Genomic DNA, 16,097 nt, shown 5'->3' on the forward strand with positions numbered 1-16,097 from the left:
GTTCCCGAGATGGCAAGCACCGTCGCGGCCGCACCGCCGGACAAGGAACGCTCCTTGGCCCGGCGGCTGTTGACGAACCCGCAGTCCGCGATCTGCCTGGCGTTCCTGCTGTTCGTGATCGTCCTCGGCCTGTCCAGCCCCTGGCTGGCCCCGCACGGCCCCAACGTGACGGACATGAACGCGGTGAACGCGGCCCCCTTCTCCCCCGGGCACCCGCTGGGGGCAGACGCGACGGGCCGGGACATCCTGTCCCGCCTCATGTACGGCACCCGGCAGACGCTGCTCGCCTGCGTGGTGGTGCTCGTGGTCTCCGGGCTGCTCGGCGTGGTGAGCGGCCTGATCGCCGGTTTCTACCGGGGCCGATTCGAGGCCGTGTCGAACTGGGTCTCCGACGTGATCATGTCTACGCCCGGCATCATCCTGCTCATCGCCCTGTATACGCGGACGGGCGCCAACATCGTCGCCGCGATGGCCACCTACGGACTCATCGTCGCGCCGTCCTACTTCCGGCTGGTCAGGTCGGTCGCGGTGGGAGTGCGCACGGAGCTGTACGTGGACGCGGCGAAGGTGGTCGGGCTCTCCGACGTACGGATCGTGGGCCGTCATGTGCTGTGGGCGGTCCGCGCCCCGGTCATCATCCAGAGCTCGTTCGTCCTCGCCTCGGCCATCGGCATCGAGGCGGGCATGGGCTTCCTCGGCCTCACCGACCCGGCCAAGGCGTCGTGGGGCGGCGTTCTCCAGGAGGCGTTCGGCAACATCTACAACAACCGGGCCGGCGTGCTGTGGCCGGCGCTGCTGATCAGCCTGACCGTCCTGGCCCTCGTACTTCTGGGCAACGCCCTGCGCGACATCCTCCAGTCGTCGGGCCGCGGCAGGGCCCCGTCGCCCCGTGCCCGCCGCGCGCTGCTCGACCGGGCGCGCGCCGAACACCCCGCGGTTGCCGAGGCACCGGCGGACGACGCACTGGTGTCGATCCGCGCATTGCGTATCGGATACCCGGACGGCGAGGGCGTGAGAGAGGTCGTGCACGGTGTCGACCTCGACGTCCGGCGCGGTGAGATCCACGGCCTGGTGGGCGAATCGGGGTCGGGCAAGTCACAGATCGCCTTCGCGACGCTCGGTGTGCTGCCCCGGGAGGCCTTCGTCCTCGGCGGCAGCATCACGATGGGCGGAAAGGACCTGCTCGCCGACGAACAGCACCTGCGGGAGCTGCGGGGACGCCGCATCGCCTACATCCCGCAGGAGCCGATGTCGAACCTGGACCCCTGCTTCACCGTCGGCGCCCAACTCACGTACGCCCTGCGCGCGGTGAGGAGGATGACCAAGCCGGAGGCGGAGCGGGAGCTGCTCACGCTGCTGGCCCGCGTCGGCATCAAGGACCCCAAGCGGGTCTTCGGCCAGTATCCGCACGAGATATCCGGCGGCATGGCCCAGCGGGTCCTCATCTGCGGCGCGGTGGCCTCGGATCCCGAGCTGATCGTGGCGGACGAACCGACGACCGCCCTGGACGTCACCGTGCAGGCCGAGGTCCTGGAACTGCTGCGGGAACTGCGCGACGAACGCGGCCTCGCCATGGTCCTGGTCACCCACAACCTCGGTGTCGTCGCCGACATCTGCGACACCGTCAGCGTCATGCGGGACGGCCGTATCGTCGAGCGCCACACCGTGGACGCCCTGTTCGACTCTCCTGAGCAGGACTACACCGAGGAACTGCTCACATCGGCACGCCGTGTCGAGATCGCGGAGGTGTGACGTGCCGGAACCCGTACTGAACGTTGAAGGTCTGAAGGTCGCTTACGGCGGTACGCGCCGCGGTGGCGGGACCGTCGTCATCGACGGAGTCTCCTTCGACCTGCACGCCGGCGAGACCCTGAGCCTGGTGGGCGAGTCGGGCTCGGGCAAGACCACCATCGGCCGCGCGATCCTCGGGCTCGCCCCGGTCACCGGCGGCACGATCTCCTTCCGCGGCAGGACCATCAGCAACATCAAACGGGCCGAACGCCGCAAGGTCGCCCATGACATCCAAGTGGTCTTCCAGGACCCCTATTCGTCGCTGAACCCGTCGATGACGGTGGAGGACATCCTCGTCGAGCCGCTTGCCGCGGCCCACGTCGAGGGCGCCCGTACCCGGGTGCGGGAGCTGCTCGACGCCGTCGGTCTGCCGTCCGACGCGGGGCGGCGCTACCCCCGCGAGTTCTCCGGCGGGCAGCGTCAACGCATCGCCATCGCCCGCGCGTTGGCCCTGGACCCCTCGGTGATCATCTGCGACGAGCCGACCAGTGCGCTGGACGTGACCACACAGGCCCGCGTACTGACCCTGCTGCAGGACATCCAGCGCCGCACCGGCGTGGCTTACCTGTTCATCAGCCATGACCTCGGCGTCGTGCACGAGGTGAGCAACCGGATAGCCGTCCTCCACCAGGGGCACATCGCCGAGATCGGCACGGCCCATGCCATCGCGACGGATCCGCAGCACCCGTACACCCGCAAGCTGCAAATGGCGGCTCCCGTCGCGGATCCGAAGAAGCAGCGCATCCGGCGCGCCAAGCGCATGGCCGATCCCTGGTGGCATGGCGAGCGACACATGGCGGGGACGGAGCACACGGAAATATAACGGGGGAAATAATTGTTTCGGACAATAGTTGCTGACGTCCTCAGTGTGCCCCATGCTGTTCAGCGTCAGATTCTCACCGTCCGATCCACCCGTGATCCGCCCGTGACCCGCCCCCCGATCCACCCCGGAGCCCGCCATCACCGACAACCAGGCGCCGTGGATGCGCGCGCTGAACTCCGACGCCGGCTATCTGCTGTACCGGCTCGGCATCCACTCGGGGCGGTTGTTCAACGCCACGTTGGAGGAGTTCGGCCTGCGGCTGCGGCACTACGCGTTGCTGCGCTACCTCGCGACCGCCGACGGCACCCTCCAGCGGGAGCTGAGCGAACGCCTCGGGTACGACCCAAGCGCCATCGTCAGTCTCGTCGACGACCTGCAGCGTCTCGGGCTCGCCGAGCGTCGCCCGGCCCCCGGCGACCGCCGCAGCCGCATCGTCGTGCTCACCGAGCGCGGCGCCGATGTGCTGCGCGAGACCGACAAGGGCAGCCGTCGCGTCGTCGACGAGCTGCTCGCCCCGCTCGACGCCGCCGAGCGCGAGACGCTCCACGGGCTCCTCGCCCGCGTCGCGGAAAGCGCTCAGGGCTGACAGCCGTGACGTCGGGACCGGACGTCCAGGAGACGGGTCGGCGGTCGGCCGCCCGGCGGCTGCTCGCCGTGCTCGGCGCCTTCGACCACAGCAGGCCCGCGCTCAGCCTCACCGGCATCTCCCGGCGGGCCGCTCTGCCGCTGGCCACCACGCACCGGCTCGTCGGCGAACTCGCCGCGTGGGGCGCCCTGGAGCGGGACGCGGCGGGCCGCTATCACGTCGGCCCGAAGGTCTGTGAACTCGCCGCGCTCGCCCCGCGCGGACTCGCCCTGCGCGAGGCTGCGCTGCCGCACCTCGACGACCTGTACGACGTCACGCACGACACCGTGCACCTCGCGGTCCGCGACGGCCTCGACGCCGTCACCATCGAGCGGGTGTCCGGCCGTCGGCCCGTCGACGTACGCGGCCGGGCCGGGGCCCGCGGGCCGCTGTACGCCACCGGGGCCGGCCTGGTGCTGCTCGCGCACAGCGCCCCGGCCCTTCAGGAGCAGTTGTGCGCACGCCCGTTGCCCGCGCTCACCGCGCACACCCTCACCGACCCCGCGCTGCTGCGCCGCACCCTCGCTCAGGTGCGGCGCAACGGTTGCGCGCTCGCGGACCGGCAGCTCGCGGACGACCTCGTCTCGGTGGCGGCCCCGGTGCGCGGGGCGCGCGGCGAGGTGGTGGCCGCCGTGTCCCTCGTCCGGTCGGCCCAGGGCGAACCGCCGGTCGGGCTCGGGCCGTTGGTACGGGTGACGGCGCGCGGGATATCGCGGGCGTTGGGGTGGACGCCGTGAATCTCGCCGCCGTCGCCTGAACTCCCTTATTTCGTCAGGGAGTCAGGGTTTCCCGCGCTATCGGCGTTCTTCGTCTCGGACTCCGCGTCGAGTTCCTCCGGTGTCCTGCGTTCCGTGCGCAGCACCGCGACCACCAGGAGCGCCGCGAGGGCCGCCGCCGCGCCGCACACCACGTAGCCGATCGAGTAGCCGTGGCCGAGGGCCTCGAACGCGTACGATGTCGCGCTGCCCGGCGGGGAGTTCGGCGGCACCGAGTTGAGGGCGAGGGGGCCGCCCTCCGCGAGGACCTCACCGGCCGCCTCCTTGGCGTGCGGCGCCAAGTGGGCGGCTCCCAGGGAGGATTGGAGGCTGGACGCGGCCTGGCCCAGCGCCACCGCGCCGATGACGGCCGGGCCGAGCGTGAAGCCGAAGTCGCGCAGCAGGTTCGTGGTGGCGCTGGCCATCCCCGCCAGGTGCGGCGGCGCGGCCGTCACGGCCGTCGTGGTGAGCGACGACACCGTGAACGCAAACCCGATGCCGACGAGGCCCAGCGGCACGATCAGCGAGGGCAGCCCGCGGTCGTTCACGTCGAGGGTCGCCGCGACGAAGTCGCCCGCCGCCATCAGGACCAGGCCCCCGGCGAGCAGCATGCGTGGCGCCACCCGGTGCAGGAGCCGCGTGGTGAGCGGCGTCAGGACCGGCGTGAGCCCGTTGAGCAGAAGGAACGCGAAGGCGGTGCGCATCGGGCTCTGGTGCTGGATCGGGCCGAGCCGGATGCTCGTGGCGTACGCCGTGCCGAGGAAGGCGAACATGCCGACGACGGCGACGATCGACGCGACGGCGAACGACCGGTCCTTGAACAGGGAGAGCCGCAACAGCGGCGAGCGCGCCCGCCGTTCGGCCAGCACGAACAGCACGAGGAACACCGCCGCGACGCAGAACGCCACCACGACCCCGGCCGAGCCCCAGCCGTCCTCGGGCCCCTGGATCACCCCGTACAGCAGCGCGAACGCGCCCACGCCGATGGTGATCTGACCACCCACGTCGAGCGAACGCCCCTCGGGCGCCGATGAGTTGCGGGCCAGCAGCGCGCTGACGACGGCGCTGACCACGGCCAGACCGGTGACCACGACGAACGACGCACGCCACGAGCCGTACGTGCCGGTGATCCCGCCGAGGAGCGGCGCGAGGAAGCCGCCCGCGGACAGGCTCGACGCCCACAGCGCGATGGAGCGGGTGCGGCGCGCGGGGGTGTCGCTCGCCGCGGCGATCATCGCGAGCGACGTCGGGAACAGCGCCGCCGCACCGAGCCCCGCCAGCGCCTGCCCCACCCACAGCTGGTGGATGCCGGAGCTGGCCGCTGCCACCGCCTCACCGGCGGCCAGCAGCAGCGCCCCGCCGACGAGCAGGCGCTTGCGGCCGAACAGGTCGCCGAGGACGCCGAAGGTCAGCTCCAGGACGGTGACCGGGAGCAGGAACGCGTCGGAGATCCAGGTGAGTTGGGAGCCGACCGGGTGCAGGTGCTCCTGGAACAGGCCGTTGAGCGTGGCCGGCAGGGCGATGCCGATCTGCGCGAGGCACACCGCGAGGCAGCCGGCGATCAGCGTGCCGACCGCGGTGAACGTGCCGGCCGCTGGGCGTGGTCTGGGTATGGACATGGTCATCCCTGAAGCGAGAGGAGTGGGGAACTTCTTGGAGCGGGGGATCAGCTGTCGTGGCGGCGGCGCGTGTCTGCGCCGTTCAACTCGCCCGGCCGGAACGGCACATACGCCGCCCCGTCCAGACCGAGCCCGAGTGCCGACTTCTGCAGGGCCTGCGGCGTCGTGGACCCGTCCCAGTGGCCAAGGGAGACCCGCCGGTCGATCGCGTGCACCGCGGCAACGGTCTCGGAGGTCGTGAACGTGCAGTGGCCGGTGCGGGCGACGTACGCCTGGCGCAGCAGCCCCTGGTCGCCCGCGGCGCGCACCCGCCCGGCGAAGACGTTCTCCTGCTGTACGGGCACGAGGTTGTCGGCGGTGGTGTGCACGTCGAGCAGCGGCACGCCGAGGGACTGTCCCGCGGACGAGCTGCGCTCGGCGGCGGCGACGGCCTTCGGGTCGGCGGCGGTGCGCGCACCGTTGGCCAGTGTGCCGAGGTCGGCGTGCAGGTCGAGCCCGGCCTTCCGGTACAACTCCCGTACCTGCGGGGCGTGTTCGGAGTCGTTCAGCAAGGCCGAGTAGTCGGTGCGGGTGTTGTCGGAGTTGTTGCCGCCCGCCGACTGCTCCATCGCGTACCGGCCGCCCTCGACGAACGACAGGATGCCCTGCGCGAGCCATCCGTACTGCTGGTCCTCCTGGCCCTGCGCGTCGTCGGAGGCGGGCGGGGTGTCGCCGGACGACCAGGCCGGGAGGTTGAAGTAGGCGGCGGCGAGCGCGATGCGGGCACGGCCGGCCGCGGTCTGCTGCGCGTCCTTCACGGCGGCGGTGAGCCGGGTGGCGGTGGCGGCGGCGTCGGCGTCGCTGGTGAACCCGGTGAGCTTGACCTGCTCGCCGGGGAGCAGCAGGTGGGCGAGCGTGTACTCGGCGTTGAGCTGATAGTTGTCGAGGTCGTTGCCGCCCGCGACCAGCCCGCACAGTCCGAGCGCGCCGTCGATGCGGCCGGCGCCGTCCCGGGCGATCTGCGCGTTGACGAGACCGCCCATCGACTGGCCGACGGAGATGGTCCGACTCGGTTTCGAGACGGCCTTGCCGAACGCCTTCTGAGTCTCGAACTGGTCGCGCTCGGCGCTGTTCAGCGCCCAGTTGGAGCCGTGCGGGTCGTAGGACGAGCCCGCCAGCGCGTACCCCTCGGCGAGCAGTCGCTCCTTCACGGCGGGACGCGGGGCGTCCTGGGCGACGGTCGGGCCGAACCCGTGCGAGAAGAGCAGCAGCGTGCCGTTCCACTGGGCCGGCACGTCACCGATCCAGGTCGCGCCGTCGGAGAGGGTGCCGGTCAGCTGCCGGTTCCCGCCGTCACCGGTGTCCGCCGACGCGGCGGCGACCGGGAGGGTGCAGGCCAGAACCGTGGCGGTCGCGAGGACGGCGAGGGTGCGGGGATGTGCTGCGGGCATGTACGCACTCCGTTCGTGAGGGGCGGCCGGACGGCTGCCGCGAAGTGCGTGGAATGTATTTCTCAATAATTGTCGACGTCAATGATCTGGACGCGCAGAACCGCGCGCGCTTCCGCCTCATGGAAGACCAGGTCTGCCGGAAGTGGCGGGCCGGCCCGTGCGGTCGTGGGCCGGCCCGCCACCAGTGACCTCTACTCGCTCACCTCACTTCCCCCAACTGCTCCCCAACCGCGTCAACGAGGCACTGCGGAGCCGCACCTCGCCGCCGGCCGCCGCGAACTCGACCCCGTCGGACTCGACGTACCTCGGGTACACGCGGGCCGTGAGCGACTCGCCGTCCCCGGTGAAGACCTCGACCGAGGAGCGGTCGATGAGTACCTCCAGGGAGAGGTGGCCGTCGACGGGTTCCACGTGCGCGCTGTGGGTCGCCGCGGTGCCGTAGCCCGACCCGGTCGTGTCGAGGGTCAGCGTGCCGGTGGATTTGCTGTAGCGCAGCTCGGTGGCCTCGCTGCCGTCCGGGGCCGCCTTGAGGCGGACCGTGACGGTGTCGGCGGTGGTGCCGGCCACGTCGATGTCGGCCTTCAGACGGGCGACGTCCGCCCGTCCGAGGCGCCAACTGCCGGTCACCGTCTTGTTCTTGGCGGATGCCACGGTGCCGCCCGCGAGCGAGGCGACCTCCTTCACGGGGCGCTGGCCGAGCCCGCCGTCCGCGCGCAGGAACAGCTCGCGGGTGACGGACTGCGCGCCCGCCCAGCCGTTCACCCGGGTCGGTTCCTTGTCGTTCCAGTCGCTCATCCAGGAGACGAGCAGCTCACGCCCGCTGTCGTCGCGGTAGGTCTGGGCGGCGTAGGTGTCTCCGGCGCCGTCGAGGACGCCCTTCTTCTGCGCGGTGAACGTCTTCCCGTCGTACGTGCCGACGGCGTAGTGCTGCACGGAGGCGCCGCCCTCGTTCACGGAAGTGAGCAGCACCCACTTGCGGCCCTCGCCGGAGCCGGACGGGGCGTCGAGGGGGAAGAGGTTCGGGCATTCCCACATGGCGCCGTCGCCGTCGCCGCCGCTCGCCAGCACCCCTTCGTACGTCCATGAGTCGAGGTCGTCGGAGGCGTACAGGAACACCTTCCCGTGGCCGCCGTCGCCGGACCCGACGATCATCTTCCAGCGTCCGTCGGTGGGGTCGCGGAACACCTTCGGGTCGCGGAATCCGGCGGAGGAGCCGGCGGGCGGGGTCTTGATGACCTCGCGGGGTGTGTCGAAGGTGACGCCGTCGGTGGAGCGGGCGGTCTCCACCGTCTCGGGGGTGGCGCCCGGGTGTGCGCCGGTGTCGGTCGAGCGGGTGTAGGCGACGACGAGCCAGCCGTCCGTGTCGACCACCGAACTGCCGCTGAAGATGCCGGAGTTGTCGGTGGGTGTCGCGGGTTTCGGCGGGTACAGGGCGACGGGCAGATTGCGCCAGTGGACGGCGTCGGCGCTGTCGGCGTGCGCCCAGTGCATCGGGCCCCACTTGGGGGCGTCGGGGTTGAACTGGCTGAAGAGCTGGTGACGCCCCTTGAACTGGACGAGCCCGTTCGGGTCGTTGATCCAGCCCTGGTAGGGCGTGTAGTGGAACTGCGGGCGCAGCGGGTCGGCCGAATAGGTGGCCTTCTTGGGCTGGTTGGCCTGGCCGAGGGCGCGGAAGGTGAGGCCGTTGTCGTCGCGGGTGGCGGCGGATCCGGTGCGGATGTCGTCGACGTTGAGGTGTCCGAAGCCGCCGGTCTTGCGGTCGACGACCTCCAGGTGGACGCCCTGCCCCCGCCATGCGGAGGTGTCCCAGAGGATCCGGACGTACGCCTCGTCCTCGGGACCCGTCTGCTTGAGGAGCTGCGCGCCGTCGCTGTCCCGTACGAGGGCGACGTACAGCTTGTCCGGGTCCCAGCCGCCTCCGACGAGGAAGCTCAGGCGTGAACCCGCGCTGAACGAAGACGACTTGAGGGTTCCGGTGGCGTCGTCGCCGGCCGCGGCGAATCCCCACAGGTGGTGGGCGCCTTTCTGGTGGAAGGGCAGCTTCGTGTCCCAGTACGTCGTGGCGTCGGTGACCGCGCCGGGGCCGAAGGCGTCGCCGGTGGCGGTCCATCCGGTCAGGTCGCCGGTCTCGAAACTCGGATTGAGCGGGGCGGTCGTTCGGGGCGCGGACTGTGCGGCCGTCGTCCCCATGGCGACGACCAGAGCGGTCGCGACCAGGCAGGTCATGGTGCGGGGCGATCTCAGTGGTGATCTTGAGCGGCTCATCTGGGTGGCCTCCGATGCCAACTCGTTACGAGCAAAGGGCATTGACGGGGTGCGCCGCGGAGTCCATCATCCTGCTCTGTCGATGTCAACGTTGACATAAGTCAACGCTGACACCCTGTGTGTCTGGTTGAGGAGCCGCGCCATGAAGCGCAATCGCACGACGGTCCTGCTCGCCTGTACGGCGTCCGCCACCCTGCTGCTCACGGGCTGTGGGGAGGGCGCGAAAGGCTCCGCGGGAGGGGGCGGGGGCAAGGTCAAGGTCGGCCTGATCACGAAGACGGACACCAACCCGTTCTTCGTGAAGATGAAGCAGGGCGCCGAACGCGAGGCGAAGCGGACGAGATCCCAACTCATCACCGCGGCGGGCAAGTTCGACGGTGACAACGAGGGCCAGGTCACCGCGGTGCAGAACATGGTCGCGTCCGGCGTCAAGGGCATCCTGATCACCCCGAACGACTCCAAGGCCATCGTCCCCGCGCTCAAGCAGGCCCGAGACAAGGGTGTCCTGGTGATAGCCCTCGACTCCCCCACCGAGCCGCAGTCCGCCGTGGACGCGCTGTTCGCCACGGACAACCTCAAGGCGGGCGAGCTGATCGGCCGGTACACCAAGGCCGCCATGAAGAACAAGAAGCCGAAGATCGCCACGCTCGACCTCGCGCCGGGGGTCGCCGTGGGGCAGCTCCGCCACGACGGCTTCCTGAAGGGCTACGGCCTCGGCAAGAAGGACCCGGCGATCGTCTGCCAGCAGGACACGGGCGGCGACCAGGCCAAGGGCCAGACGGCGATGGAGAACTGCCTGCAGAAGGCGCCCGACATCAACGTCGTCTACACCATCAACGAGCCGGCCGCCCTCGGCGCGTACACGGCGCTCAAGGCGAAGGGCCGCGAGAAGGACGTCCTCGTCGTGTCCGTCGACGGCGGCTGCACCGGCACGCGAGCCGTCAAGTCCGGTCAGATCGCGGCGACTTCGCAGCAGTACCCGCTGCTGATGGCGTCCAAGGGTGTCGCGGCGGTCACCGCGTACGCCAAGGACAAGTCGACGAAGCCGAAGGGGTACGTGGACACGGGCGTCCACCTGATCACCAACGAGCCGCAGGCCGCGGTCGACTCCAAGGACACGTCGTACGGCCTGAAGAACTGCTGGGGATAGGCCCCGGGGCTCCGGCCCGGACCCCGCCGTTCAGTTCATGACCACCACCATTGGGACGCCCATGACCACCACCACGCCACCCACTACGCCACCCACCACGTCCGCCGCCGCGCTCGACTGGCGCAGGCTCACCACCCACCCCACCGCGGGGCCGCTCGTCGCCCTGCTCGCGGCGTGTGTCTTCTTCGCCGCGCAGTCCGACGAGTTCCTCTCCGGAGGAAACCTCTCGCTCGTCGTCCAACAGGTCATGGTCGTCGGCACGTTGGCCCTCGGCGAGACCCTGATCATCCTCACCGCGGGCATCGACCTGTCCTGCGGGGCGGTCATGGCGTTCGGCGCGATCGTCATGACCAAGCTCGCCGCGGACGGCACCCTGCCGCCGCTGGTCGCGATAGCCGTCGGCATCGCGGTCTGCGCGGCCTTCGGAATCGCGAACGGCGCCCTCGTCACCTACGTCAAACTCCCGCCGTTCATCGTGACGTTGGGCATGCTGAACGTCGCCTTCGCCCTCACCCACATCTACTCCGACGAGCAGACGATCACGAACCTGCCGGGCCCGCTCACGGCGCTCGGCCAGACGTTCCCGATGGGCCGCACCGACATCACGTACGGCTCGATCCTCACCATCGGACTCTTCCTCGTCCTCGCCTACGCGCTCGGCCAGACAGCCTGGGGCAAGCACACGTACGCGCTCGGCAACAGCGACAACGTCGCCCGCCTCACCGGCATCCGCACCACCCGCCTGCGCCTCGGCATCTACGCGCTGGCCGGTGTCGTGTACGGGATCGCGGCTCTGCTCCTCGTGTCCCGTACGGGAGTCGGCGACCCGAAGGCCGGGCAGACGGACAACCTGGACGCCATCACGGCGGTCGTGATCGGCGGCACGTCGCTGTTCGGCGGGCGCGGCGCCGTCCTCGGCACGCTCGTGGGCGCGCTCATCGTGGGTGTGTTCCGCAACGGCCTGCAACTGATGGGGGTCGGCTCGATCTACCAGACGCTGATCACCGGAGGCCTCGTCATCCTCGCCGTCACCGTCGACCAGTTCTCCCGCAGGAAGGCCAGCCGATGACCGAGCCCACTCCCGTGCTGCGCGCCCGCGGCCTGGTCAAGCGCTACGGACATGTCACCGCGCTCGACGGCGCCGACCTCGACCTCATGCCCGGCGAGGTGCTCGCCGTCATCGGTGACAACGGCGCCGGCAAGTCGTCCCTCATCAAGGCGCTCACCGGCGCCGTACAGCCCGACGAGGGCACCATCGAGGTGGACGGCGCGCCGGTCCGCTTCCGCGGCCCGCTCGACGCCCGCCGGCACGGCATCGAGACCGTGTACCAGGACCTGGCGGTGGCGGCGTCGCTCGACATCGCGTCGAACATGTTCCTGGGGCGCGAGCTGCGCCGCCGGGGACCGCTCGGCTCCGTGTTCCGCATGCTCGACAAGAAGCGGATGCGGGAGGAATCGGCCGCGCACATGGCCGAGTTGAAGATCGGGCTGCGCTCGCTCACGCAGTCCGTCGAGACGCTGTCCGGCGGCCAGCGGCAGGGCGTGGCCGTCGCCCGCGCGGTCGCCTGGGCGCGCCATGTCGTCGTGATGGACGAGCCGACGGCGGCGCTCGGCGTGAAGGAGTCGGGCCAGGTCCTCGACATGATCAGGCGGGTCCGCGACCGGGGCCTGCCGGTCGTCCTCATCAGCCACAACATGCCGCACGTCTTCGAGATCGCCGACCGTATCCACGTTCAGCGCCTCGGCCGCCGGGTCGCCCAGCTCAGGCCCGGCGACCACACCATGTCCGAGGTCGTCGCGATCATGACCGGGGCTCTTGAGGTGCAGGCGGAGGGCAAGGGTACGGTCATCGCGGACGAGGCGGCCGCGAAGGCGGTCGGCATGCGGGAGTAGAAGGGGTGGGTCGGGGACCATGGCAGGTGGTGGCGGCGGCCGGCGGCCGACCCTGGCCGATGTCGCGCAGCGCGTCGGGGTCAGCGGGAAGACGGTGTCCCGGGTCCTGAACGAGGACGGTCCGGTCTCCGAGGAGACCCGGGCGAAGGTGCTCGCGGCCGTCGAGGAGCTGGGTTTCCGGCCCAACCTCATGGCCCGGAACATGCGGGTCGGGGCGCGGGACGCCACGGTCGGCCTGGTCGTCCCCGAGATGGGCAACCCGTTCTTCGGCACGGTCGCGGGCGGCGTGGAGTCCGTCGTGCGGGACCGGGGCCTGACCCTGCTCCTGGGCTCGTCGGAGGAGTCCGAGGAGCGTGAACTCGCCCTGATTACCGCCTTCTTGGCGCGCCGCATCAGCGGACTGCTCGTCGTCCCCGCCGCCGGTTCGCGCCACCGCTACCTGCGCCGTGAGCGCGAGGGCGGCCTGCCGCTGGTCTTCCTCGACCGGCCCGCGGCCGGCCTCGCGGCCGACGCGGTGGTCAGCGCCAACGAGGAGGGCGCACGCACGGCCGTCGCCCACCTCATCGCCCACGGGCACCGCCGCATCGCGTTCATCGGCGACCGCCCGGCCACCCTCTACACCCGCAAGATGCGCCAGCGCGGCTACCGCTCTGCGCTCGACGCGGCCGGCATCCCGTACGACCCGACGCTCGCGGTCTCGGCCCACAACCCGTACACGGCGGCGGTCACGGTCCGCCGCCTCCTCGACTCCCCGTCGCCGCCCACGGCCGTGTTCTGCGGCAACAACTTCGCCTCCATGGGCGTCGTCCCGGCCCTCGCGGAATCGGGGCGGCGCGATGTGGCCCTGGTCGCGTTCGACGACCTCCCGCTGGCCGCCGCGGTCGAGCCCGGCCTCACGGTCGTCGCCCAGGACCCGGCGGCCCTCGGCCACGCAGCCGCGGACCGAATCCTCGCCCGCCTAGACGGCGACCGCTCCGGGGCACGCACGATCACGCTTCCGGTCAGGCTCGTGGAACGGGGGTCGGGGGAGCTGCCTCCTCCGCCGTGACGTGTCGGGGTCAGCGTCCCCGACCGGAGGCGAGGAATCATTCGCGTTCCGTCGCCTCCCTTCCTCCGCGCGGCGGGCCGCCCGTCTCAGGCAGCCGGCCGCGGTAGGAATGCCCGTCCGAGGTGACTCGGACTAGGCGGTGGTGAGGGCGGCTTCGAGCCGCGCGAGGGTGGGTGGCTGGGCGCCCGATTGCTGGCAGGCGAGCGCTCCTGCGGTGACGGCCCGGCGCAGCACGCCCGCCAGGTCCTTCTCGTCCTTGGGCAGGGACACGGTGTGGGTCCCGTCCGGCTGGGGCTCCAACAGCGCCGCGAGCAGGGCCGCTTGGAAGGAGTCGCCGGCCCCGATGGTGTCGACGACGTCCACGGCGGGCGCGGGGCACCGGGCTTCGGCGCCGTCGATGACGCCGTAGGCACCGGTGCCGCCGGAGGTGACGACGACCAGGCCGGGTCCGCGTTCCAGGAGTGCCCGCGCAGCCTGTTCGGGTGTGTCGTCCGGGTAGAGCCAGGCGAGGTCCTCGTCGCTGGCCTTCACGACGTCGGCCTCGCCCACGATGGCGTGCACGGCTTCGAGGTAGGCGGCGCGGTCGGGCTGCGCGGAGGGCCGTACGTTGAGGTCCACGGCGACGGCGCCGCAGGGGCGGCCGCGTACGGTGCGCGCTGCCTCCCGCACCCGTGAGGCGCCGGGTTCCACGACGATCGCGAGGGACCCGGTGTGCAGGAGAGTCACCTCCGGCGGTACGTCGATGTGGACCGGGTCCCACGCCGCCAGGAAGTCGTACGTCGCGGCGCCCGTCCCCTTGTCGACGTAGGCGAGGGCAAGGGTGGTGCGGCCCGAGGCAGTGGCGGCCCGGTCGATGGTGACTTCGGTGGCGGCGAGGTGCGCGGCGACGAGTTCGCCGGGCACGTCGTCGCCCCAGGTCGTCGCGAGCCGCACGGGCCGTTCGAGGCGCTGAAGACCTACGGCGACGTTGGCGGGGCTGCCGCCGGCGAGCGGGACGATGGCCTCCGCGCCGGCCCGCCACACCAGGTCGACGAGGACCTCACCGATGACGAGTGCGGTCATGGCCGGGCCTCCGCCGGGGTCTCGGTGGCAGGACGCTTGTCCTGAACGGCGGGTGCGTCGATGTCCCAGGCGTCGACCGCGTAGGCGTCGGTCCCGGTCGTGACGAGCCGCCAGTCCGCGTCACCCACCGGGTAGAACCGGGCTGTCAGCGCCTGCCCGTCGGCGGTGAAGATCTCGGCCACCGACCCGTCGAGCAGAACGCGCAACTCGACGGGTCCCGGAGCGGCCGGCAGGCGCCAACTCCCCCTCTTCGCACGGGAGTCGAGCGATGCGCTCGACCGGTCGACGACCACGTCACCGGTCTCCGCGTCACGGCGCACGTCCAGGAACTCGTCGCCGTCGGACGACGTGACCACCCTCAGACCGGAGTCGGTTCCGAGCCGCGCCACCACGTCCGTACTGCGTCCGATGTCGCCGAGCCCGGCCGCGCCGACGCCCTCGACGTGCACGCGCCGTAGGCCACGCAGCCGGTCGATCTCGGCGGCGGGGCGCTGGCGCAGCGTGCCCGCCGCGTCGAGGCTCACCTCGCGCGGCACGCTGAGCATCCCGGCCCAGCCCACCTCGTCGGTCCAGTCACTCGGCGCGCCGACCCTTTCCTCGTCGCGCGCCTCCCAGATCCAGGCCCACATCAGCATGCGGCCGTCGGGCGCGGGCAGCAGGGCGGGGGCGTAGAAGTCGGGTCCGTGGTCGAGGCGTTGCGGAGATTCGGCGACGAACGCGCCGTCCTCCTCGCGTCCCGGCCATGCCGCCGTGCACAGCGCGCCCTCGTTCGGGTCCCAGGCGCTGACCAGCACGGCGCCGCGCCCGTCACCGAAGGGTGCGTACTGGGCGCACTCCCATCCCTCCTCCGTGTCCCGGCCACCCGGCAGTGGCTCGGGCGAGCGGGCGAGGAAGACACCCTTGTACGCCCAGCTCTCCAGGTCGTGCGACTCGTACTGGACGGCCACGCCCCGGCCGTCGTCCAGCGCGGCGCCGACGAGCATCCGCCAGCGTTCGCCGTCCCGCCACACGTAGGGGTCGCGGAACATCGTCGTGCCGGTGGGCGGTTCGGCGATCAGCAGGCCGTCGCGCTTGGCGAAGGTGACACCGCCGTCGGTCGAGCGGGCCGCGGTGACCGGCTGGTACCAGCGGTCGTCGCGCTTGGCCGAGTAGAAGGCGACCAGGTCGCCGTCCGGCCCGGTGACGGCGTTGCCGGACCAGACACCGTCCGAGTCCTCGCCGTCCGGTGTGGGTGCGAGCGCGATCGGCAGCAGCTCCCAGTGCAGGAGGTCGGCGCTGCGGAAGTGGCCCCAGTGCATGGCGGAGTGGCGGGCGCTTTGCGGGTTGTACTGGAAGAACACGTGGTAGTGGCCGTCGTGGAAGACGAGGCCGTTGGGGTCGTTGACCCAGCCCAGCGGTGGGCGCAGATGGAATGCGGGGAAGTGAGGGTCCCGCGCGGTGGAGGGCACGTCTCTGCCTTTCGTACGGCGGCGGTCTGCACGGGTCAGCTCTCGCTGCGGATACAGGGGCGCTGGAGCGGGCATGGTTGGAACGGGCATCTGCGGTACGGGAGTTGAACGCCCTGACAGCGGAGCTGGCGCGCCTCGTGCGCGGCGCGCATCTCGGCGAGCCCGTCGGCGGTCGCCCCGTGGCGCGG

At 71.4% G+C, this 16,097-nt stretch carries 13 protein-coding genes; 8 read left to right on the top strand and 5 right to left on the bottom strand.

Annotation, left to right across the window (positions count from 1 at the left end):
- Window positions 1–9: 9 nt before the first annotated feature.
- The 4 genes from ACP4E5_RS08815 to ACP4E5_RS08830 all read left to right on the top strand — a co-directional run bounded on the left by ACP4E5_RS08815 (window position 10) and on the right by ACP4E5_RS08830 (window position 3,976).
- Window positions 10–1,752, top strand: coding sequence for a dipeptide/oligopeptide/nickel ABC transporter permease/ATP-binding protein (locus tag ACP4E5_RS08815; RefSeq protein ID WP_425826660.1), 1,743 nt, complete (start codon window positions 10–12; stop codon window positions 1,750–1,752).
- A 1-nt stretch (window position 1,753) separates the two neighbouring features.
- Window positions 1,754–2,614, top strand: a complete 861-nt coding sequence (locus tag ACP4E5_RS08820) for an ATP-binding cassette domain-containing protein (RefSeq protein ID WP_425826662.1) — start codon at window positions 1,754–1,756, stop codon at window positions 2,612–2,614.
- Window positions 2,615–2,774: 160 nt separating this feature from the next.
- Window positions 2,775–3,200, top strand: a complete 426-nt coding sequence (locus ACP4E5_RS08825; protein ID WP_425826664.1) for a MarR family winged helix-turn-helix transcriptional regulator — start codon at window positions 2,775–2,777, stop codon at window positions 3,198–3,200.
- 5 nt (window positions 3,201–3,205) lie between these two features.
- Window positions 3,206–3,976, top strand: coding sequence for an IclR family transcriptional regulator (locus ACP4E5_RS08830; RefSeq protein ID WP_425826666.1), 771 nt, complete (start codon window positions 3,206–3,208; stop codon window positions 3,974–3,976).
- A 26-nt stretch (window positions 3,977–4,002) separates the two neighbouring features.
- Here ACP4E5_RS08830 and ACP4E5_RS08835 read toward each other — a convergent pair whose 3' ends face one another.
- The 3 genes from ACP4E5_RS08835 to ACP4E5_RS08845 all read right to left on the bottom strand — a co-directional run bounded on the left by ACP4E5_RS08835 (window position 4,003) and on the right by ACP4E5_RS08845 (window position 9,269).
- Window positions 4,003–5,613, bottom strand: a complete 1,611-nt coding sequence (locus ACP4E5_RS08835) for an MFS transporter (protein WP_425826668.1) — start codon at window positions 5,611–5,613, stop codon at window positions 4,003–4,005.
- Between the two features lie 47 nt (window positions 5,614–5,660).
- A complete protein-coding gene (locus tag ACP4E5_RS08840) occupies window positions 5,661–7,043 on the bottom strand; it encodes an alpha/beta hydrolase (RefSeq protein ID WP_425826670.1) in 1,383 nt (460 codons plus the stop codon).
- A gap of 204 nt (window positions 7,044–7,247) precedes the next feature.
- The gene (locus ACP4E5_RS08845) at window positions 7,248–9,269 is read right to left on the bottom strand and encodes a glycoside hydrolase family 32 protein (protein ID WP_425826672.1); all 2,022 of its coding nucleotides are present in this window, start codon (window positions 9,267–9,269) and stop codon (window positions 7,248–7,250) included.
- 181 nt (window positions 9,270–9,450) lie between these two features.
- Between ACP4E5_RS08845 and ACP4E5_RS08850 the strand changes: the two genes are divergently transcribed.
- The 4 genes from ACP4E5_RS08850 to ACP4E5_RS08865 are packed head-to-tail and all read left to right on the top strand — an operon-like array spanning window position 9,451 to window position 13,399.
- Window positions 9,451–10,458: a sugar ABC transporter substrate-binding protein gene (locus ACP4E5_RS08850; RefSeq protein WP_425826674.1), complete on the top strand. Its 1,008-nt coding sequence runs from the start codon at window positions 9,451–9,453 to the stop codon at window positions 10,456–10,458.
- 37 nt (window positions 10,459–10,495) lie between these two features.
- Window positions 10,496–11,527 carry an ABC transporter permease gene (locus ACP4E5_RS08855; RefSeq protein ID WP_425826676.1) on the top strand — a complete coding sequence of 344 codons (1,032 nt, stop codon included), beginning with the start codon at window positions 10,496–10,498 and terminating at the stop codon, window positions 11,525–11,527.
- Entirely contained in the window at window positions 11,524–12,351 is an 828-nt protein-coding gene (locus ACP4E5_RS08860; protein ID WP_425826678.1) for an ATP-binding cassette domain-containing protein, read from the top strand. Before ACP4E5_RS08855 ends, ACP4E5_RS08860 begins: the two co-directional genes overlap by 4 nt.
- A gap of 19 nt (window positions 12,352–12,370) precedes the next feature.
- Complete coding sequence (locus ACP4E5_RS08865; protein WP_425826680.1) at window positions 12,371–13,399, top strand: LacI family DNA-binding transcriptional regulator; 1,029 nt, start codon at window positions 12,371–12,373, stop codon at window positions 13,397–13,399.
- Window positions 13,400–13,531: 132 nt separating this feature from the next.
- Here ACP4E5_RS08865 and ACP4E5_RS08870 read toward each other — a convergent pair whose 3' ends face one another.
- On the bottom strand, window positions 13,532–14,461 hold the full coding sequence (locus ACP4E5_RS08870; RefSeq protein WP_425826682.1) for a PfkB family carbohydrate kinase: 930 nt from the start codon (window positions 14,459–14,461) through the stop codon (window positions 13,532–13,534).
- Window positions 14,458–15,909 carry a glycoside hydrolase family 32 protein gene (locus ACP4E5_RS08875; RefSeq protein ID WP_425826684.1) on the bottom strand — a complete coding sequence of 484 codons (1,452 nt, stop codon included), beginning with the start codon at window positions 15,907–15,909 and terminating at the stop codon, window positions 14,458–14,460. Before ACP4E5_RS08875 ends, ACP4E5_RS08870 begins: the two co-directional genes overlap by 4 nt.
- Between the last annotated feature and the right edge of the window lie 188 nt (window positions 15,910–16,097).

It is taken from the genome of Streptomyces fractus, from assembly GCF_049844455.1.
Lineage (GTDB): Bacteria > Actinomycetota > Actinomycetes > Streptomycetales > Streptomycetaceae > Streptomyces > Streptomyces fractus.